The 17,832-nt window shown below is 69.8% G+C and carries 20 protein-coding genes; 9 read left to right on the plus strand and 11 right to left on the minus strand.

Going from position 1 to position 17,832, the window contains the following annotated elements:
- The first annotated feature begins 25 nt into the window (after window positions 1-25).
- Both ACQPYY_RS13840 and ACQPYY_RS13845 read left to right on the plus strand, forming a co-directional pair.
- Window positions 26-610, plus strand: a complete 585-nt coding sequence (locus ACQPYY_RS13840) for a TetR/AcrR family transcriptional regulator (RefSeq protein ID WP_379100207.1) — start codon at window positions 26-28, stop codon at window positions 608-610.
- A gap of 19 nt (window positions 611-629) precedes the next feature.
- Window positions 630-1,382, plus strand: coding sequence for an SDR family oxidoreductase (locus tag ACQPYY_RS13845; RefSeq protein ID WP_379097461.1), 753 nt, complete (start codon window positions 630-632; stop codon window positions 1,380-1,382).
- Here the strand turns inward: ACQPYY_RS13845 and ACQPYY_RS13850 are convergent.
- The gene (locus ACQPYY_RS13850) at window positions 1,364-2,323 is read right to left on the minus strand and encodes a TIGR03620 family F420-dependent LLM class oxidoreductase (protein ID WP_433594047.1); all 960 of its coding nucleotides are present in this window, start codon (window positions 2,321-2,323) and stop codon (window positions 1,364-1,366) included. The two genes, ACQPYY_RS13845 and ACQPYY_RS13850, sit on opposite strands and share 19 nt — an antisense overlap.
- Window positions 2,324-2,401: 78 nt before the next feature.
- Between ACQPYY_RS13850 and ACQPYY_RS13855 the strand changes: the two genes are divergently transcribed.
- Complete coding sequence (locus ACQPYY_RS13855) at window positions 2,402-3,007, plus strand: TetR/AcrR family transcriptional regulator (protein ID WP_433594048.1); 606 nt, start codon at window positions 2,402-2,404, stop codon at window positions 3,005-3,007.
- Window positions 3,008-3,019: 12 nt separating this feature from the next.
- On the opposite strand, the gene ACQPYY_RS13860 is transcribed toward ACQPYY_RS13855, so the two are convergent.
- Both ACQPYY_RS13860 and ACQPYY_RS13865 read right to left on the minus strand, forming a co-directional pair.
- The gene (locus ACQPYY_RS13860; RefSeq protein ID WP_433594049.1) at window positions 3,020-3,907 is read right to left on the minus strand and encodes an RNA polymerase sigma-70 factor; all 888 of its coding nucleotides are present in this window, start codon (window positions 3,905-3,907) and stop codon (window positions 3,020-3,022) included.
- Window positions 3,908-3,973: 66 nt separating this feature from the next.
- Window positions 3,974-4,423 carry a GtrA family protein gene (locus ACQPYY_RS13865; protein ID WP_433594642.1) on the minus strand — a complete coding sequence of 150 codons (450 nt, stop codon included), beginning with the start codon at window positions 4,421-4,423 and terminating at the stop codon, window positions 3,974-3,976.
- A 166-nt stretch (window positions 4,424-4,589) separates the two neighbouring features.
- On the opposite strand from ACQPYY_RS13865, the gene ACQPYY_RS13870 reads away from it, so the two are divergent.
- A complete protein-coding gene (locus ACQPYY_RS13870) occupies window positions 4,590-4,796 on the plus strand; it encodes a DUF6374 family protein (protein WP_379097472.1) in 207 nt (68 codons plus the stop codon).
- A gap of 13 nt (window positions 4,797-4,809) precedes the next feature.
- Here ACQPYY_RS13870 and ACQPYY_RS13875 read toward each other — a convergent pair whose 3' ends face one another.
- The 5 genes from ACQPYY_RS13875 to ACQPYY_RS13895 are packed head-to-tail and all read right to left on the minus strand — an operon-like array spanning window position 4,810 to window position 9,955.
- Window positions 4,810-6,384: a regulator gene (locus tag ACQPYY_RS13875; RefSeq protein ID WP_433594050.1), complete on the minus strand. Its 1,575-nt coding sequence runs from the start codon at window positions 6,382-6,384 to the stop codon at window positions 4,810-4,812.
- A 12-nt stretch (window positions 6,385-6,396) separates the two neighbouring features.
- Entirely contained in the window at window positions 6,397-7,095 is a 699-nt protein-coding gene (locus ACQPYY_RS13880) for a cysteine hydrolase family protein (RefSeq protein ID WP_433594051.1), read from the minus strand.
- The gene (locus tag ACQPYY_RS13885; protein ID WP_433594052.1) at window positions 7,092-8,480 is read right to left on the minus strand and encodes an allophanate hydrolase; all 1,389 of its coding nucleotides are present in this window, start codon (window positions 8,478-8,480) and stop codon (window positions 7,092-7,094) included. Before ACQPYY_RS13885 ends, ACQPYY_RS13880 begins: the two co-directional genes overlap by 4 nt.
- 56 nt (window positions 8,481-8,536) lie before the next feature.
- Window positions 8,537-9,205 carry a GntR family transcriptional regulator gene (locus ACQPYY_RS13890; RefSeq protein WP_433594053.1) on the minus strand — a complete coding sequence of 223 codons (669 nt, stop codon included), beginning with the start codon at window positions 9,203-9,205 and terminating at the stop codon, window positions 8,537-8,539.
- A 27-nt stretch (window positions 9,206-9,232) separates the two neighbouring features.
- Window positions 9,233-9,955: a hypothetical protein gene (locus ACQPYY_RS13895; protein ID WP_433594054.1), complete on the minus strand. Its 723-nt coding sequence runs from the start codon at window positions 9,953-9,955 to the stop codon at window positions 9,233-9,235.
- Between the two features lie 205 nt (window positions 9,956-10,160).
- Here ACQPYY_RS13895 and ACQPYY_RS13900 point away from each other — a divergent pair, with 205 nt between their 5' ends.
- On the plus strand, window positions 10,161-11,294 hold the full coding sequence (locus ACQPYY_RS13900) for an agmatine deiminase family protein (RefSeq protein ID WP_433594055.1): 1,134 nt from the start codon (window positions 10,161-10,163) through the stop codon (window positions 11,292-11,294).
- 19 nt (window positions 11,295-11,313) lie between these two features.
- On the opposite strand, the gene ACQPYY_RS13905 is transcribed toward ACQPYY_RS13900, so the two are convergent.
- Both ACQPYY_RS13905 and ACQPYY_RS13910 read right to left on the minus strand, forming a co-directional pair.
- Window positions 11,314-11,658: a zinc ribbon domain-containing protein YjdM gene (locus ACQPYY_RS13905; RefSeq protein ID WP_379097491.1), complete on the minus strand. Its 345-nt coding sequence runs from the start codon at window positions 11,656-11,658 to the stop codon at window positions 11,314-11,316.
- 43 nt (window positions 11,659-11,701) lie between these two features.
- Entirely contained in the window at window positions 11,702-12,514 is an 813-nt protein-coding gene (locus tag ACQPYY_RS13910; RefSeq protein ID WP_433594056.1) for an alpha/beta fold hydrolase, read from the minus strand.
- A gap of 133 nt (window positions 12,515-12,647) precedes the next feature.
- On the opposite strand from ACQPYY_RS13910, the gene ACQPYY_RS13915 reads away from it, so the two are divergent.
- The 4 genes from ACQPYY_RS13915 (at window position 12,648) to ACQPYY_RS13930 (ending at window position 16,913) form a co-directional block, all read left to right on the plus strand.
- A complete protein-coding gene (locus ACQPYY_RS13915) occupies window positions 12,648-12,977 on the plus strand; it encodes an ArsR/SmtB family transcription factor (protein ID WP_357285311.1) in 330 nt (109 codons plus the stop codon).
- 95 nt (window positions 12,978-13,072) lie between these two features.
- Complete coding sequence (locus ACQPYY_RS13920) at window positions 13,073-14,896, plus strand: phosphoenolpyruvate carboxykinase (GTP) (RefSeq protein WP_433594057.1); 1,824 nt, start codon at window positions 13,073-13,075, stop codon at window positions 14,894-14,896.
- A 2-nt stretch (window positions 14,897-14,898) separates the two neighbouring features.
- Window positions 14,899-16,536 carry a SulP family inorganic anion transporter gene (locus ACQPYY_RS13925; RefSeq protein ID WP_433594058.1) on the plus strand — a complete coding sequence of 546 codons (1,638 nt, stop codon included), beginning with the start codon at window positions 14,899-14,901 and terminating at the stop codon, window positions 16,534-16,536.
- Window positions 16,533-16,913, plus strand: a complete 381-nt coding sequence (locus tag ACQPYY_RS13930) for a DUF5313 family protein (RefSeq protein ID WP_433594059.1) — start codon at window positions 16,533-16,535, stop codon at window positions 16,911-16,913. Before ACQPYY_RS13925 ends, ACQPYY_RS13930 begins: the two co-directional genes overlap by 4 nt.
- A 12-nt stretch (window positions 16,914-16,925) precedes the next feature.
- Here ACQPYY_RS13930 and ACQPYY_RS13935 read toward each other — a convergent pair whose 3' ends face one another.
- The gene (locus ACQPYY_RS13935; protein WP_433594060.1) at window positions 16,926-17,537 is read right to left on the minus strand and encodes an ABC transporter substrate-binding protein; all 612 of its coding nucleotides are present in this window, start codon (window positions 17,535-17,537) and stop codon (window positions 16,926-16,928) included.
- Between the last annotated feature and the right edge of the window lie 295 nt (window positions 17,538-17,832).

Genomic DNA, 17,832 nt, shown 5'->3' on the forward strand with positions numbered 1-17,832 from the left:
CACCGCTCCCCGGACGCGGCGGCGGATGAGCGCAGAGAACCGCCGCGAGCAGATCCTCGACATCACCCACGAGATCGTCGGGGCGGAAGGCTTCCCCGCGGCCACCCCCAACCGGATCGCCGAGGCGGCCGGGGTCACCCGGCCCGTGCTGTATCAGCAATTCGGCGATATGGCAGGGCTTTTCGTCGCCCTCATCGACCGGGAGAGCGTCCGTGCCGCGACCCAGTTCGCGGAAGGCTTCGCGCAGGTGGACGAGACCGCCGACCCGGACCCGTTCGTGCGGGCCTTCGAGGGCGCGGTCCGAGCCATCGACGCGCATCCTGAGACGTGGCGGCTGTTCCTGTTCCCGCCCGCCGGCGCGCCGCCGGAACTGCACGAGCGCCAGGCCGTCTCCCAGGCGGCCGTCCGGGGATTCCTGGAACAGGAACTGCGGCAGGCGTTTCCGAAACTGCCCGATCCTGAATACACCGCGCGCATCCTGCACGCCTCCGGTCGCGAACTGCTCCAGTTGCGGCTCGCCGATCCCGAGCACGCCACCCTCGAACGGCTGGTCGCGCTGGTCCGGCACCTGCGCACCAACGTGCTTCCGGCGGATCGGGCCGCGGACTGACCGAATACGCTCGGATCCCGTGAGCACATCGAAGATCGTTCTCGTCACCGGAGCCGGAGCCGGATTGGGGCGCGCCATGACCCACGCGCTGACCGCCGCCGGGCATCAGGTCGTCGCGGTGGGACGCACCCGTGCCACCCTCGACGAGACCGCCGCGGCCGCACCCGGCGCGGGCGGCGTGGACGTCGTCCCCGCCGATGTCACCGATCCCGCCGCGGTGGACGAGGTGTTCGCGCACATCACGCGGCAGTGGGGGCGGCTCGACGCACTGGTCAACAATGCCGGGATCTTCGGGCCCAGCAAGCCGATCGACGAACTGTCCGCGGGAGAGTGGCGGCAGGTCGTCGACATCAACCTCACCGGCGCGTTCCTGTGCGCGCAGGCCGCGTTCCGGCTCATGAAGACCCAGACGCCGCGGGGCGGGCGGATCATCAACAACGGATCCATCTCCGCGCACACCCCCCGCCCCAACACGGTGGCCTACGCCGCCAGCAAGCACGGCATCACGGGTCTCACCAAGGCGCTCAACCTGGAAGGCCGCGCGTACGACATCGCGGTCGGGCAGATCGACATCGGCAATGCCGCAACCGAACTCACCGCGGGCATCGCGGCGGGATCATTGCAGGCCGACGGCAGCATCCGGCCCGAACCGACCATCGACGCCGCGCATGTCGCCCGGATCGTCGCCCAGACCGTCGACCTGCCGTTGGACGTGAACGTCCCGTTCGTCACCGTGATGGCGACGGGCATGCCCTACATCGGCCGCGGCTGACCGGACGGGGTGACCGCCGTTCCGGTGTCATCGTGTCGTCGGCGGGGGCCGTCATCCAGAGAGGCCAGCAGCTTCCACTGCTGTGCCGGGATGGTGAACGGCTCCGCCGGTAGGGCCTGCAAGCACACATGATCGGCGCCGGCGTCGATGTGGTCCGTGATCCGTTGCCGGACCTGGTCTTCCCCGATCGCGACCAACGCGTCGACGAGCCGGTCGCTGCCGCCGAGATCGGCGTCGGTGAAGCCGAGTCGCTGCCAGCTCGCACGGTAGCCGGGGTTGGACAGGTAGGCGCCCACGTGTGCCCGTGCGCGGGTCCGGGCGTCCGCGCCGGCGGCCCCGACCACGACAGCCTGTTCGACCACGAGCGTCCGGTCCGGTCCGAGCGCGGCGCGGGCCTGCGCGGTGTGTTCGGGCGTCACGAGATAGGTGATCGCGCCGTCGGCCCGGTCCCGAGCCAGCCGCAACGCGCTCGGACCGAGCGCCGCCAGCACGCGAGGCAACCGGCCGGCGTCCGGCAATCCGAGCTGGGCCCGCAAGGCGTCCGGTGTGTCGAGATCGTCGAGGTAGTCGCGCAGCGCGGCCAGCGGTCTGCGGTATTCGAGTCCGAGCACGCCTTCGACGACGCGGGGATTGGAGGTGCCGGCCCCGAACACGAACCGATCCGGATAGGCATCCAGGACGGCTCGGGCCGAGGCTCGCATCCAGTGCGGATGGCGGCCGTATGTCACCGCGATCCCCGTGCCGACCACCAGTCTGCTTGTCGCGGAGAGCAATCCGGCGGCCGTGACGAACGGGTCGTGCGCGAGCCCTTCGCTGAGCCAGATCGCGCCCAGCCCCAGTTCCTCCAGCTCCGCGGCCAGCCCCGTCGCCACCGTCGGCGCTTGCAGATCGAGCCCGTTCACCCAGATGCCGGTGCGCGGCAAGTTGGTCGGCAACGTCATGTTCGACTCCTGTCCACTACAATTCGGAATGCCATTCCGAATATACGGAATGGCATTCCGATTCGCCCGAGGAGTCCTGTGGAGCAAGCAGAATCACCGCCGCCGGGCGGGGCCCGAGCCGATGCCCGGCGCAGCCGCGCCCGACTGCTCGACACCGCCCGCGCGATGTTCGCCAGCGATGGCGTCGACGTGTCGTTCAATGAGATCGCCCGCCGTGCCGGCGTCGGCCCGGCCACCCTCTATCGGCATTTCCCGCGGCGAGAAGACCTCATCGCCGCCGTGGTCGGCACCAGCCTCGACGAGGTCACCGCGCTCGCGAGCGCTCTCGACGCCGAACCCGACCCCGCGGCCGCTCTCGCGCGGTGGATTGCCGCGCTGGTATCGCACATTCGCCGGGTGCGGGGGCTGTCCGAGGAGATCCTGCGAGCCCTCGAAATCCCCGACAGCCCCTTGGCCCCGCATTGCGCCGCGGCACTGGATGCGGCCGGCGCCGTGCTGGTCCGCGCCCAACGGGCAGGACGCGCGCACCCCGAGGTCAGCACCGACGACATCGTCAAGCTCGCTACCGCCATCGCGTGGACCAGTGACCGGTCCGACGTCGCCGCGGCGGCCACCGACCGCCTCGTCGGCCTTGTGCTGCACGGCATTATCGGCCCGGGCGAAACGCAACCCTCACCCGCCTGACGCCCGGCCGGGTCATCGGCTCAGGGCGGTCACCTGGTCCATGTGCGAGTGCTTCTCCGGGTTGCGGACCGCGTACAGCCCGGTGATGAGGCCGTCGTCGATCCGCAACGCCAGTACGGTGTCCACCTCGCCCTCCCGTCGCATGACCAGCGCGGGATGGCCGTTGACCATTGTGGTGTCGAACGACGCGCTGTCGCCGAATCGCCGCCAGCCCGTGGTGAGTACGCGAGCCACCGTGTCGGCGCCCACGATCGGGTGCGGCAGTGCGGCTCGGAGCCCACCGCCGTCACCGAACGCCACGACATCCGGTGCGAGCAGATCCAGCAGACCTCGCAGGTCACCGGTCTCGACCGCGCGGTGGAACGCGTCGAGCACCTCGCGGGACTCGGCGGGTGACACCGGGCCGCGCGGGCGGCGGGACGCCACGTGCGCGCGGGCGCGGTGCGCGATCTGCCGGACCGCGGCCGCGGACTTGTCCACCGCCGCGGCGATCTCGTCGTACGGCAGGTCGAACACCTCGCGCAGCACGAACACCGCGCGCTCGGTCGGGGCGAGCGTCTCGAGTACCAGCAGCATGGCCATCGACACGCTTTCGGCCAGTTCGACGTCCTCGGCCACATCCGGCGCGGTCAGCAGTGGCTCCGGCAGCCACTGCCCGACATAGGACTCCTTGCGCCGGCCCAGCGTCCGCAACCGGCCCAGCGCCTGCCGGGTGGTGATGCGCACCAGATATGCCCGCTGATCCCGCACCTCCGCGAGGTCGACGCCGATCCAGCGCAGCCACGTCTCCTGCAGCACGTCCTCGGCGTCGGCCGCCGACCCGAGCATCTCGTAGGCGACCGTGAACAACAGATTCCGGTGCGCGACGAACGCATCGGTGGCGGCGGTGGTACCGATCATGGGTGGGCTCCCGTCTTTCGTGTCATCCACTGGACACCGCGGCCGATCGACATGTGACAGCCCGCCTCAGAACACGAACCCGCGCAAGGCGAGAAACCGCATCCCCCCGACCGCCGCCATCACCGCGAGCACGGCCGTCGCCTGGCTGAGCTCCCCGAGCCCGGGCGCCCAGACATCGAGTCCCGCCAGCGCGGCCGTACTGATCACCAGCCCGACCGCGGCCAGCCCGCCGCCCTCCCATTGTGCGCTGAACCATCCGACCCGCCCGGCCGCCCGGAAGGTCAACCGCCGGTGCAGCTCGTTCGCGATCGCCGTACTGACCACCGACCCCGCGATATTCGCCACCAGCGCCCCACTGTCGTTGACCGCCATGAACATCAGCACATACGCGATATTGCTGACTCCGCCGACCACCGCGAACCGGATCAGCTGCGCGACCACATGATCCCCGCGCAGAAACCGGCTCGCGGCGTCGAGCCCACGCTCGATGCCCAGATCGATGGCCTCGAAGTCCATCGGGTTGCCGTGCATCGTCCGCAGTCCGGAATCGGCGATCAGGGTGCTGTTCACGCCACTGACAATCCCCACCCGCGCTTACACGGAGCTGACACCGCCCTGACGTGCCACTGTCACGATTATCGTCACTCGAACAAACGTTCTACTCGAGGTATTGTCCCGGACCATGCCGGAACTCTCACGACGCGACTGGGCGACGATGAACCTCAAAGAGGTGCAGCGGCAGCTGCTGAAGGCGGCGTCGTTCGGAAAGGTGCTCTCGCCCGAACAGTTGGAGAATGCCGCGGGCAAGATCGGGGAGGGCTTGCGGATCTTTCTGGACGAGACGGATGGGGGCGGTGCGGGGCGGCCGCCGTCGGATGCGGGACGGTGACCGTCCGGGTGGCTCAGTCGGGGAGGACGGCGTCAGGGGCTGCGCGGGTGCCGCGCAGGAACGAGCATGCGAGGCAGACGAGTCCGAAGAAGAGGTAGCCGAGGGCGACCTTCGGGGCGGCGGCCCAGGCCACCTCGGCGGCGTGGATGAGGCCGACGAAGCTGAGCGCGGCGCCGACCGTGGCGGCGAGAGCGGCCGCGCGGAAGCGCTTTTCGAGGATGAAGGTAACCATGGTCCCGAGCACCAGCCCGGCGAGCACCGCGCCCGCGCCCAGGGTCTTCAGGCCGTCGTAGACCACGCCGGCCTGGCCGAGCGCGCCCGCGCCGATCTTGTCGGCGGAGGTCCCGGCAGCGCTGAGCGCGTTGTCGATCTGGCCGACGCCCCACTCGGCCAGATTGGGCAGCAGCGCGGCCACCACCGCGACCGCGTGCAGGCGCGGGACGGCCTGGAAAGCCTGAGCGCCGATCAGCAGGCCGATGTAGAGCAGGATCGGGACGATCGCCGGAATGGGGAGCAAGGTGGCGAGCACACCGAAAAGGCCCAGCAGGCACATCAATCCGATGATCGCTCCACTGGCGAGCGAGTAGCCGGTGCGTCCGCCCGCGTCCTTCCAACCGGGATGGCCGATGTAGACGGCGGGCGGGAAGGGCGAACCGAAACCGGAGCCGATGATCGCGCCGAAGCCGTCGGCCAGCAGCACGCTGCGCAGGTTGTAGTTGTCGCCCGCGGCGGCGGCGCTCTCGACATTGCTCATGGCCTCGGTGAAGTTGTAGACGCCCAGCGGAATCGCGGTCGCCAGCAGGGGCGCCAGGTGCCCGAGCCCGTCGAAGAGCAGGTGCAGGCGCAGGTCCGGCAACCCGAGGGCGATATCCTGCGCGGCCCGGGAGACGTCGGGGACCGACATGTAACCGCCGATCCACCCGATGGCGGTGCCCACCAGCAGCGCCACCAGGCCGACCGGAATATTGCCGGGCAGTCGCACATCGGTGAAGAAGCCGATGAGAATGATGGCCAGCACCGGCAACCCGATCCAGGCCGCTTCCCACATCTGCGCGGCGGGCCGCATGGCGATGAAGGTGATCGAGATGCCCGCCAGCGTGCCGAGCATGGCCGCGCGCGGGGTGATCCGGCGAATGTACGGTCCGACGAACGCGCCGATCATGACGATCACGCCGATCATGAACGCCCACGCCAGACCCGCGGACCACGCCCGCATCGGGTCGTTGGTCTTCAGATAGATGGGCAGCATCACCACGAACACCACGATGAACATGTGCGGGACGCTCGGCCCGTAGGGCAGCGCGGTGACCGTCGCGCGGCCCTCACGCCGCGCGAGCCGCCGCGCCAGCAGCATGTAGTACAGATTGCCCAGCACCAGCGCCACACCCAGTGCGGGCAGTACGGTGCCCAGCACGTCGGCGCTCGGGATCTTCACCACCGCGATCGACAGCGTGGTCAGGGTCAGGACATTGACGAGGATGTTGAACGACAGGCCGAAGAAGGCATTGGTGTCGCCGCGGGTCCACCACGGCAGCGACAGCGGTGCGGCGCTGCCGGTTTCACCGGCGATCGGGGTTTCGACGGACATGGGCTTTCCTGTTCACTGGGCCGGGCTGGGGGAGACTGCGGAGGCGAGCGCGGCGCGGACCGCGGCCGAGTCGGCGACCCAGCCGAAGATGCCGCCCTGGGCGGCGATCATGGCCAGCCCGACGCGCTGGAACTCCGGGAAATACGAACCGACGCAGTCGGAGATCACCAGGCACTCGAATCCGCGGTCGTTGGCCTCGCGCACCGTGGTGTGCACGCAGACCTCGGTGGTGACCCCGGTGACCAGCAGCGAGCGGATTCCCCGGTCCGCCAGGACATCTGCCAGCTCGGTCGCGTAGAACGCGCCTTTGCCGGGCTTGTCGATCACCATGTCGCCGTCCACCGGCGCGAGCTCGTCGATGATGTCGTGCCCGTACTCGCCGCGGATCAGGATGCGGCCGAACCGGCCCGGGTCGCCGATGCGCTGGGCGGGATCCCCGCGCAGCAGTTTCGCGGGCGGGCAATCCGACAGGTCGGGCCGATGGCCTTCGCGGGTATGGATCACGGGAATCCCGGCCGCCCGTGCGGTGGCCAGCAGCCCGGCCAGCGGCTCGATGACCGTGCGCAGCAGGGCCACATCATTGCCCAGGCTCTCGCCGAAGCCGCCGGGGAGCAGGAAGTCGCGTTGCATGTCGATGACCAGCAGCGCCACCCTGTTCGGGTCGAAGGTGAAGTCGCCCGGTTGCGCCGGGACGCGGGAGAGTGCCGTCATTGCCGTTCCTTCTGTACGAGCCGGAGATCCGCGTGCGCCACGACCGGGCGCGGTTCGTCGAGCAGGCGGGCCGCCGCGGCGAGCACCACGTCGTCGGCCAACGCCGGGCCGAACACCATCACCGACAGTGGGCGGCCGTCCGCGGCGAGTCCCATCGGCACCGAGATCGCGGTGAGGTCCAGCAGATTGCCGAAGTGGGTGTAGTGGCCCAGCACGGTGTTCGTGGCGATCGGATCGGCCAGCACCTGCGCGACGGTGAACGTGGTGCCGATGGTCGGCGTGATCACCACGTCGACGGCGTCCCAGACCCGGGCCACCGTGGCGCGCAGTTCTTGCAGGCGCTGCTGCGCCCGGAAGACGTCCACCGCAGTGAATCGGAAACCGCCGGTGAGGATTTCGCGGATCACCGGCAGGATCGAATCCGGTCGCTCGGCGAGGAAGTCCTCGAACTCCACCAGCCGCTCGGCCACCCACGGGCCCTGATAGAGCAATTCGCCCGCGGCCAGGAACGGTTCCAGGCTGGTCGGCACGCGGTCGAAGCCGCGGCGTTCCAGTCGATTCCGGGTGTCGAGGTGCGCGGTGCGGAACACCTCGTCCCCGAAGAACTCCAGCTCGCCGGGATCGGGCAGTCCGACCCGCAGCCGCCCGCCGCCGAAGCGCGGCCCGCGCGCCCGGCTCCACGGATCGCGTGGATCCACGCCCGCGATCACCTCGAAGACCCGATCGAGGTCCTCGACGGTGCCCGCCATCAGCGTCAGGCAGTCCAGCGACTTGCACGCCGGGACCAGGCCCCGTGCGCTGATCAGCCCTCGCGAGGGCTTCCAGCCCAGGATTCCGTTGAGCGCCGCGGGAACCCGCCCCGACCCGGCGGTGTCGGTGGCGACGCAGAACGGCACCTCGCCGAGGGCCACCGCGCGCGCGGACCCGGAACTGGAACCGCCGCAGATCAAGTCGCCGCCGAACACCGAGCGCGGGATCGGATACGGCGTGCGGGTGCCGTTGAGGCCGGTCGCGAACTGGTCGAGGTTCGTCTTGCCGACGAACAGCGCGCCCGCCGCCAGCAGCCGCTCGACCGCGGGTGCGGTGCTGGTGGCGGTGTAGGCGTAGTCGGGGCAGGCCAGTGTGGTGGGCAGGCCCGCGACATCGATGCTGTCCTTGACCCCGAACGGCACGCCGTACAGCGGTAGCGTGCGCGCGCCGGGCCGTCGCTCGATCTCGGCGGCCGCGGCCAGCAGCTGTTCGCGCGGGACCGGTGTGATCCAGGTGCCGTCTTCGCCGCGCGCCGCGATGGCGTCCGCGACCCGGGCGGCGGTGTGGGTCGGAGAGCCGCTGCCGCTTTCGTGCGAGGCCAGGATTTCCGCGACCGTGGGGCTCGGGTTCACCATTTGTCGATTGTCGACAGAATGTGTGAAATCGGCGGTGTCGCAATGTATCCGCTGTGTTAGCGGATACCCAGGTCCAGGTAGGCCCGCTCCCCGTGCCGCAACAGCGCCTCGCGCGCGGTCGCGGCGTCACCGGATTCCAGGGCCGTCAGCAGCTCCTCGTGCCGTCGAATGCCGTTGTGGCGCTGGGTGAGCCGGGCCTCGGCGCGCAGGTTGCGCGCCATGGGCAGCTGGAGCTTCACCAGGATCGGCTCGTAGGCCAGTTCCAGCTGCCGATTACCGGACAGCGCCACGATGGCCGCGTGGAACCGGCGGTGGGCATTGTCGCGCTCGAACGCGTCCCCGGCGGCGTCGGCGACACGCATCTCCTCGAGTGCCGCTCGGACCCGTCGCAGTGGGTCGCCGTCGGCGGCCAGCGGGAACGCGCTGTCGATGGCGTAGCGCTCGAGCACCCGCCGCAACTCGAACAGCTCCAGGATGTCGGTCCGCGACCACACCGCCACCCGGAATCCGCGCCGGGGCAGATGCTCGATCAGCCCTTCTTGTGCCAAGAGCCGCAAAGCTTCCCGCACGGGCGCGCGGCTGGTGCCCAGCCGCGCGCACAGCGCTTCCTCGCCGATGCGGTCGCCGGGCGCGAACGCGCCGCTGAGCACCTCCGCCCGCAGATGCCGCGTCGCCATTTCCACCAGGCTGGGTGGCAGCACCGTCCCGTTCCTGCGCGACACCATGATTCGAGACTAACCGGACCGGTCGGGTCACACGGCGCAGGCCAGCGCGTCGGTGCCGGTGGAACGGACGAATTCCCGGTCGCCGTAACGGAATTGGGTGCCATCCCAGTCGCCGCCCAGGCCGGTGACGAAGTCGTGGATCACCGCGGTGTCGGCGCGGTCGCCGACCAGGATCAGATCGCCGGACGTGGTGAACGAGCCGCCGCCGAGCCGTTCGGCCACCGCGGGATTCGCGGCGAGCGCCTCGCCGAAGCGGGTGCGGTCCACGCCGGTGACGGTCACGCTGAAGCCGTCGGCGCGCGTGTCCGCGCCGGGCAGGTATTCGAAGGTCAGGACCGTTTCCTGGCGATAGCGCCCGCGCAGGTCGTCGGCGACCCAGCAGAGGTTCTTGTAGTCGGTGCAGGCCAGCAGGAATCGCTTGGAGCGTTCGTAGGTGAGGCCGGTGCCGGCCGACCAGGCCACGCCGTCGACCAGTTGTGATGCGACCGGCAGGGCCAGTTCGGTCAGGGCGGTGAAGTTCTCGTCGAGCTCGAGCAGTTCCAGCCGATCGGTCAGGCGCGGGTCGGCGGGGTCGGTGATGGTGGCGGTGTTGGTGGTGGCGAACAGCTCGCCGGTGGGGCGCGTGGGGTCGCCGGGGACGCACGAGGCCGGTCCGTAGGCGTGCACGGGTGCGGTGGCCGGGCCGACGGCCACGACCCCGGTGATGACGATTGCGGAGGCCAGAGCAGCGGAAACGCGGGCGGTGGTCATCTGTCCCAGTCTGCGCGCGCCCGGTCGCGGAGGGAGCCGGATCACACCGACCGGCCTTGACTGAAAATTCAGTCAGGGATTAGAGTCGATGGTGCCCGGCTCGGGCCGTTCCGTGTGTGGCGGCCGTTTGATCAGCGGGTTCAGTGGATTCAGCGCGCCGGAGAGGAATCGCCGCGCCGGGCCTTCTTTCAAAGGAGACAGTGCAATGCAAGGACGACGCCGGTTCATGCGATCGGGAATCTTGACGATGGGCGGGCTGCTGCTCGCGGGCTGTGAGGGATCCATCTCGTCGTGGTTCAACGGCGAGCCCTCGACGGGCTCGTCCCACGAGGGTCACTCCGGCGTGATGCCCGACGAGGGCGCGCCGCACAAGCGCACCTGGATGGCTTTCGGTGCGAGCGAAGCGATCTGGGGCCGGCAGCTGCTGCCGCAGGTGCGCGAGAACCTGGCCACCATCGCCTCCACCATCTCCCGCTTCGAGCCGGTGTCCATGCTGGTGCGCCAGGACGAACTCGATCTGGCGCGGCGGCTGATCGGCGGCGCGAACGTCGAACTGATCGTGGCCGACCTCGACGATCTGTGGATGCGTGACACCGGACCGGTATTCGTGCACGGCAATCACGGCAAGTCCGGTGTCGATTTCAACTTCAACGGGTGGGGCGGCAAACAGCAGCACAAGCGCGACAGCAAGGTCGCCACCGTCGTCGACGGCCGCGCCGGCGTGGAGACCACGCACACCGATCTGGTGCTCGAGGGCGGCGGCATCGAGGTCGACGGCGAGGGCACCGCGCTCATCACCGAATCCTGTGTGCTGAACAAGAATCGGAATCCCGGCTGGAAGAAGGCCGACGTGGAGGCCGAGCTCGACCATGTGCTGGGCATCAAGAAGGTGATCTGGTTACCGGGCATCGCCGGGCACGACATCACCGACGGCCACACCGATTTCTACGCCCGTTTCGCCCGCCCGGGCGTGGTGGTCGCGGCGCTGGACAATGACGAGGAGTCCTTCGACTACGACGTCAGCCGCCGCCACCTCGAGATCCTGCACAACGCCACCGACGCGCAGGGACGGCCGCTCGAGATCGAAACCCTCGAAGCGCCGGTCGATCTGCGCTACCGCGGCGCGGGCGACGACTTCGCCGCCGGATACGTCAACTTCTACGTCTGCAACGGCGGCGTCATCGCCCCGGAATTCGGTGACGCGGAAGCCGATTCGGCGGCCTACGCCACGCTGGCCCGGCTGTTCCCGGATCGCCGGGTGGTGCAGATCAATATCGACGCCATCGCCGCGGGCGGCGGCGGCATCCACTGCACCACCCAGCAGGAACCCGTCGACTGACCCGCGCGCGAAGTCCGCTCTAGACCTTCTTCACCACACTGGATTTCAGCTGCATGGCGCCGATGCCGTCGACCTTGCAGTCGATGTCGTGGTCGCCGACGCCCTGGACGAGGCGGATATTGCGGACCTTGGTGCCCGCCTTGATGCCGGTGGGGCTGCCCTTCACCTTCAGCGACTTGATCACGGTGACGGTGTCGCCGTCGGCGAGGACGTTGCCGACCGCGTCCCGGATCACGCCGTCCTCGGCCGCCGCCTCGGTCTCGGCGGTCCATTCGTGCGCGCACTCCGGGCAGGTGAGCAATCCGCCCACCTCGTAGGTGTATTCACTGGAACAGGCGGGACACGGCGGCAGCGAGTCGGACACGATCGGCTCCTCGGTGAGTGGCGGGGACGGAAGTCGGTGGGGCTCAGGCGTGGACGCCGGTGAGGAAGTCGATGATGGTGCTGTTGACCGCCTCGGGCTGCTCCAGATACCCGTAGTGGCCGCACTTGTCGAGCTGCACGTACCGCGCCCCTGGAATCGCCTCGGCCACCTCGCGGCCGAACGTCGGCGGCAGCATGCGGTCGTCGGCGAATCCGACCACCAGGCTCGGGACGGTGATGCGGGCGTAGTCGGCCAGGCGGTTGCCGGTCCGGTCCATGCGCATCTGCGCGAGCACGCCCGGCCCGGGCGCGACACTCGCCGAGTATTCGAAGATGTCGAGCCACTGCTGCGCGGAGTCGTCGGCCTCGAGGGTGGCGGGGGAGAGGTTCAGCATCGCCTTGACCGCGGCCGCGTACTCCGGCGGCAGCTTCACGCCCTGCTGCTGCAACGCCTGCTCACCCTTGTTCAGCGTGCTGGCCAGGGGATGCGAGCGGCCGGTGGTGGCCAGCATGACGGCCTTGGTCACCAGATCCGGCCGGGCCAGCGCGAGTTCCTGGGTGACGCGCGCGCCCAGCGAGGTGCCGACCACGTGCGCGGGACCGCCGAGCAGTTCGATCAGGGCCGCGGTGTCGGCGACCAGGTCCTCGATCCGCATGCCGTGGGCGCTCTCCTCCGAGGGCGCGATACCGCGGTTGTCGAAGGTGGCGACCCGGAAACCCGCCTTCACCAGGGCCGGAACCTGGTAGGTCCGCCAGACCCGGCCCGGGCTGCCGGTGCCCATGACGAGGACGACCAGGGGTCCGTTGCCGGTGACGTCGTAGTTGAGGCGAATCCCGTTGAGGGTGGCGATGGGCACGTTCGGTCTTCCTGTGGGCGGGCCGGGGAACGACCGAACCTAGCATGATTGTCCTGTTTGCTAAACTCTGCAATCACCGGGTCGGGCAGCGCATCCGGATGCCCATCCGCCCTCGGAAGGAGTGGCTCGCGACATGCCAGGACTGCAACGGCCGCTCTATCAAATGAAGGCGGATTTCTTCAAGACGCTCGGCCATCCGGTGCGGATCCGGGTCCTCGAATTGCTGAGCCAGCGCGAGTACGCGGTCTCGGAGATGCTGACCGAGATCGGCGTCGAGGCCGCGAATCTGTCGCAGCAGCTGTCGATTCTGCGCCGCGCCGGGCTGGTCTCGGCCCGCCGCGAAGGACTCTCGGTCACCTACGAACTGACCTCGCCGCAGGTCGCGGAGCTGCTGGCGGTCGCGCGAGCCATCCTCACCGGCGTGGTGACCGGCCAGGCGGAGGCGCTCGAGCACTCCGCGTAGCCGTGGGGCCCACGGTTTTCCCGGGGGTCCGCCGACCCACTGATTGCATGTTTTCTAAAATGAAAACCTAGTTGTTTCGTGAAGAGAGGTTCGCCGTGCCCGAACGTCCTACCGCCACCGTCGCGGCCCCGACCGCGCACCCGGACATCGCGGCCTGGGTCGCCGAGGTCGCGGAGCTGACCGCGCCCGAGCGGATCGTCTACTGCGACGGGTCCCGCGACGAATGGGACCGGCTCACCGCGGACCTGGTCGCCAAGGGCACGTTCGTCCCGCTGCCCGCCAAACCCAACTCCTTCTGGTGCGTCTCCGATCCGGACGACGTGGCGCGCGTGGAGGATCGGACCTTCATCTGCTCCGAGCGCGAGAGCGACGCCGGGCCCACCAACAACTGGGTGGACCCGGTCGACATGCGCACCGTGCTCACCGAGCACTACCGCGGCGCGATGGCCGGGCGCACCCTGTACGTGATCGCCTTCTGCATGGGCCCGCTCGACGCCGGGGAACCGAAATACGGTGTGCAGATCACCGATTCGGAATACGTGGCGGTCTCGATGCAGATCATGACCCGCTCCGGCGCGCAGGTCTGGGAACAGCTCACCCCCGGCACCGAATTCGTGAAGTGCCTGCATTCGGTGGGCGCTCCACTGTCGGAGGGCCAGGCCGACGTGCCGTGGCCGTGCGACAAGACCAAGTACATCGCGCACTTCCCCGAGAGCCGCACCATCTGGAGCTACGGGTCCGGCTACGGCGGCAACGCGCTACTGGGCAAGAAGTGCTTCGCGCTGCGCATCGCCTCGGTCATCGGCCGCGACGAGGGCTGGCTGGCCGAGCACATGCTCATCCTGAAACTGACCTCGCCGCAGGGGAAGACGCACTACATCGCCGCCGCGTTCCCGTCGTCGTGCGGCAAGACCAACCTGGCCATGCTCGAACCCACCCTGCCCGGCTGGAAGGCCGAGACCGTGGGCGACGACATCGCCTGGATGCGCTTCGGCGCCGACGGACGGCTCTACGCGGTCAACCCGGAGGCCGGATTCTTCGGCGTCGCACCGGGAACCGGCGCCAAGACCAATCCCAACGCCATCGCCACCATCGAGGCGGGCAACTCCATCTTCACCAACACCGCCCGCACCGACGACGGCGACGCCTGGTGGGAGGGCCTGACCGAACAGCCCCCGGCCCACCTGATCGACTGGCGCGGCCATGACTGGACCCCCGAATCGGGAACCCCGGCCGCGCACCCGAACTCGCGCTACTGCACCCCGATCGAGCAGTGCCCGTCGGTGGCCCCGGAATGGAACGACCCGCGCGGGGTGCCGATCTCGGCCATCTTCTTCGGCGGCCGCCGCGCCACCACCATCCCGCTGGTCGCCGAGTCCTTCGACTGGGCGCACGGCGTGTTCACCGCCTCGGTGTTGTCCTCGGAGACCACCGCGGCCGCCGCGAGCGCGGTCGGCGTGGTGCGCCGCGACCCCATGGCCATGCTGCCGTTCCTGGGCTACCACGTGGGCGACTACTTCGCGCACTGGCTGGCCATGGGCGCCCGCGAGGGGGCGCAGCTGCCGAAGATCTTCCAGGTCAACTGGTTCCGCCGCAGCGCCGACGGCAAGTTCCTGTGGCCCGGCTTCGGCGACAATGTGCGCGTGCTGAAGTGGGCGCTCGAACGTCTGGACGGCACCGCCGACGCCGTGCGCACCCCCATCGGCCACGTGCCCACCGCGGACGCGCTCGACCTCGAGGGCCTGGGCGCGGGTTACCGCGGCCTGGCCGGCGCGGCCCTGGCCGTGGACGTCGACGAATGGGTGCGCGAGCTGGAATCCATTGACGAGTGGTACGCGAGCATCGGCGGCAACCGCCTGCCCGACGCCTTGCGCGCCGAACTGGCCGCGCTGAGATTACGTCTGGCCGAGGCGCTCTGACCGTGGCCCACCTGCTGCCGAACCGCGCCGACTGGCTGCCCGCCGTGCGCGCCCCGGGCGCGGACCTGCTGGCCGGGCTCGTCGTCGCGCTGGTCGCGCTGCCGCTCGCGCTGGGCTTCGGCATCAGCTCCGGGCTCGGCGCGGCCGCCGGGCTGGCGACCGCGGTGGTGGCGGGCGCGCTCGCCGCGGTCTTCGGCGGCTCCCGGTTCCAGGTCACCGGGCCCACGGGCGCGATGACCGTGGTGCTGGTTCCGATCGTCCACCGGCACGGAGCGAGCGGGGTGCTGGCCGTGGGGCTGCTGGCCGGGCTCGTGCTGGTGGTGCTCGCGATCGCCGGGGTCGGGCGCGCCGTGCGCTACATGCCCGCCCCGGTGATCGAGGGATTCACCGCGGGGATCGCGGTGGTCATCGCGCTGCAGCAGTTTCCTTCCGCGTTGGGGGTCGCGCACGCGCAGGGCGAGAAGGTGTGGCAGTCGGCGTGGGATGCGGTGCGGCAGTTCGCCGTCGCCCCCGGCTGGGTGTCCCCGGGCACCGCGCTGGTGGTGGCGGCGGTCGTGCTGATCGGCGGCCGCTATCTGCCGCGACTGCCGTTCGCGCTGCTCACCGTGGTGCTGGCGACCCTGGCGGCCAAGGTCTTTCACCTGGACCTGACCCTGATCGGGGCCATCCCGTCCGGATTGCGGGCGCCCACACTGGATTTCGTGCACCTGGACCAGCTCGGCGGGCTGATCGCCCCGGCGGTGGCCGTGGCCGCGCTGGCGGCGCTGGAATCACTGCTGTCGGCGACCGCGGCCGACTCCATGGCCGTGGGCACCCGCCACGATCCCGACCGCGAACTGTTCGGGCAGGGCCTGGCCAATATCGCCGCCCCCCTGTTCGGCGGAGTGCCCGCCACCGGGGCGATCGCGCGCACCGCGGTGAATGTGCGCTCGGGCGCGCGGACCCGGCTGGCCGCGCTCACCCATGCGGTGGTGCTGGCGGGCATCGTCTTCCTCGGCTCCGGGCTGGTCGCGTCGATTCCCTTGGCGGCCTTGGCCGGCGTGCTGCTGGCCACCACCGTGCGCATGGTCGAGACCGCCTCGCTGGCCGCCATCGCCCGCGCCTCCCGCGGCGACGCGGCCATCATGGCGATCACCTTCGGGGTCACCGTCGCACTGGACCTGGTCAGCGCGGTCGCCGTCGGGGTGGGCATCGCGGTGCTGCTGGCGCTGCGCACGGTCGCCAAAGAGGCGCGGCTGCACCAGATTCCGCTCGACGACGCCGACCACCTGGCCGAGGAGCACGAGCTGCTGCACGACCACATCGTGGCCTACCGCCTCGACGGGCCGCTCTTCTTCGCCGCCGCGCACCGCTTCCTGCTGGAACTGGCCGAGGTATCGCAGGTGCGGGTGGTCATCCTGCGCATGTCCCACCTCACCGCGCTCGACACCACCGGCGCGCTCACCCTGCGCGACGCCGTCGGCAAGCTCGAGCATCGCGACATCACCGTGCTCATGTCCGGCCTGCGCGAGGACCACCGGCGCACGCTCGCGGCCGTCGGCGCGCTGCCCGGCCCGGGCCACCTGTTCGATCAGACCCCCGACGCCATCGCGGTCGCCCGCGAACTCGTCTCCCATCCCGCCGAAAGCAGGCATCGATGAGCACGAACGACACCCCGAATCCCTGGCAGCGTCTGCGCTATATCGCGGGCGGCGCCCTGCCCGCGTCGATGCACCCGTGGGTGATCGAGGATCTGACCGGGCCCGGGGCGGCCCGCCGCTACATGCTGCGCATCCTGATCCCGATCATTCCGCCGCTGTGCCTGTTCCTGCTGATTCCCGGGCCGCTGTGGATGGGGGCGTCGATGATGGCGCTGCTGTACCTGCCGCTCATCTACTTCACCGCGGCGCTGATGTACGTGTTCCGGCGGGCTCGCCTGGCCAAGCACGGCCTGGACCCGAATCTGGCCGATCAGCGCGAACGCGCCCGCGCCGCCGACGCCCGCGCGGCCTACGAGCGGGCGCACGGGCGCGGCTGAGGTCGCGTGGGGTCAGTGCAGGTAGCGCTGGATGAACTCGGCGAGGATCGCGGCGCCGTTGCCCTTGATCTGATCCCAGGAGAACGGCAGCTGCTTGACCTCGGCGTAGGTGCGGGTGCCCGGGGCCACCGGGATGTCGGTGCGGGCGGGAATCATCTTGTGGGCCGCCGAGATCTGCTGGGCCTCGGGGGTGAACATGTAGTCCACCAGCGCCTTCGCGGCGGCGGGGTTCTTGGTGGTGTTCAGGATGAAGACCGGGCGCGGCGTCACGATGGTGCCCGAGGCGGGCGAGATGACCCGCAGCGGAACGCCTTTGGCGGCCGCGTCGTAGGCCGCGTAGTCGACGCCGCCGAGGATCACCGCGCAGCCGTTGCCCGAGCCGACATCGTCGAGGGCCGGACCGTTGCCGCCGCGCACCACCATCCCGTTGGCGAACAGCGCGTCGAAGACGGCCCAGGTGTCGTCCTTGCCCCACGCGCTGACCATGGCCGCCAGCAGGTCGCGTGCGGTGCCCGATTCGCGGGGGTCGGGCATGATCACCTTGCCGCGGAACTCCGGCGCGGCCAGGTCGGCCCAGTCGTTGGGCAGGCGCGGGGACAGCTTCGTGTTGACCACCAGCGACATTCCGCGGGGATCCTTTCCGAAGGACCCCGACTCACTCCGGGCTCCACAGCAATCTCGCGCGCACAGTAGGTATCGCGGGCGAACTCGCAGGGTGTATCGGGTGAACGAACGGTGATATCCGATTCGCGCCAACGCGTGAGCTGTGTCACAGTTTGGTAGCGGTTCGCATCAATCGCCGCAAACGCTTTTCGTTCCCTTTGCCTTGTCTTTACGCTTACCGCGTTCTGCCTAGCGTCGTGGTTCTCCAGCCTCGCCCGCCGCTGCCTCTCGATGCCAGTACATGTTGACCGATGAA

It is taken from the genome of Nocardia sp. CA-145437, assembly GCF_050956485.1.
Taxonomy (GTDB): Bacteria; Actinomycetota; Actinomycetes; order Mycobacteriales; family Mycobacteriaceae; genus Nocardia.

Bases quoted from the DNA above. Each gene is read 5' to 3' on its own strand.
- ACQPYY_RS13840 (WP_379100207.1), top strand. From the start codon at position 26: ATGAGCGCAGAGAACCGCCGCGAGCAGATCCTCGACATCACCCACGAG.
- ACQPYY_RS13850 (WP_433594047.1), bottom strand. From the start codon at position 2,323: ATGACGTTGCCGACCAACTTGCCGCGCACCGGCATCTGGGTGAACGGG.
- ACQPYY_RS13860 (WP_433594049.1), bottom strand. From the start codon at position 3,907: ATGATCGGTACCACCGCCGCCACCGATGCGTTCGTCGCGCACCGGAAT.
- ACQPYY_RS13865 (WP_433594642.1), bottom strand. From the start codon at position 4,423: ATGGACTTCGAGGCCATCGATCTGGGCATCGAGCGTGGGCTCGACGCC.
- ACQPYY_RS13870 (WP_379097472.1), top strand. From the start codon at position 4,590: ATGCCGGAACTCTCACGACGCGACTGGGCGACGATGAACCTCAAAGAG.
- ACQPYY_RS13875 (WP_433594050.1), bottom strand. From the start codon at position 6,384: ATGTCCGTCGAAACCCCGATCGCCGGTGAAACCGGCAGCGCCGCACCG.
- ACQPYY_RS13880 (WP_433594051.1), bottom strand. From the start codon at position 7,095: ATGACGGCACTCTCCCGCGTCCCGGCGCAACCGGGCGACTTCACCTTC.
- ACQPYY_RS13885 (WP_433594052.1), bottom strand. From the start codon at position 8,480: ATGGTGAACCCGAGCCCCACGGTCGCGGAAATCCTGGCCTCGCACGAA.
- ACQPYY_RS13890 (WP_433594053.1), bottom strand. From the start codon at position 9,205: ATGGTGTCGCGCAGGAACGGGACGGTGCTGCCACCCAGCCTGGTGGAA.
- ACQPYY_RS13895 (WP_433594054.1), bottom strand. From the start codon at position 9,955: ATGACCACCGCCCGCGTTTCCGCTGCTCTGGCCTCCGCAATCGTCATC.
- ACQPYY_RS13900 (WP_433594055.1), top strand. From the start codon at position 10,161: ATGCAAGGACGACGCCGGTTCATGCGATCGGGAATCTTGACGATGGGC.
- ACQPYY_RS13915 (WP_357285311.1), top strand. From the start codon at position 12,648: ATGCCAGGACTGCAACGGCCGCTCTATCAAATGAAGGCGGATTTCTTC.
- ACQPYY_RS13930 (WP_433594059.1), top strand. From the start codon at position 16,533: ATGAGCACGAACGACACCCCGAATCCCTGGCAGCGTCTGCGCTATATC.
- ACQPYY_RS13935 (WP_433594060.1), bottom strand. From the start codon at position 17,537: ATGTCGCTGGTGGTCAACACGAAGCTGTCCCCGCGCCTGCCCAACGAC.